The organism is Sulfitobacter sp. 15WGC, assembly GCF_005068605.1.
In the GTDB taxonomy this organism is placed as follows: Bacteria; Pseudomonadota; Alphaproteobacteria; order Rhodobacterales; family Rhodobacteraceae; genus Sulfitobacter; species Sulfitobacter faviae.
Genome location: NZ_SZNL01000247.1, coordinates 1 through 248 on the forward strand (window position 1 = coordinate 1; position 248 = coordinate 248).

Below are 248 nucleotides of genomic sequence, written 5' to 3' on the forward strand. Positions count from 1 at the left end.
GGCCTTGATTTTCCCACTTTGAAAATAATGCTTCCTCAGTGTGGGTACGCTGATGCCCAGTTCCCGCGCGATCTGTGAGTTGTTCAAACCCGCGACCAGCAAAGCTCTGATCTTGCTCGCATTTTTTGAAGTGGCGATATGACCGGTTCGACCCGGACCACCGCGCCCCTCAGGGATAGGGTCACCCAGTAAGTCAAATCTCTGATCCACCAGAAAAAAATCTCCGAATGATGGGGCTGCCGGTTTCC

General features: G+C 52.8%; 1 pseudogene. It reads right to left on the reverse strand.

The annotated features are described in order from the left end of the window. Positions 1-248, reverse strand: a pseudogene (locus tag FCK22_RS19180) (hypothetical protein); the annotation flags it as partial.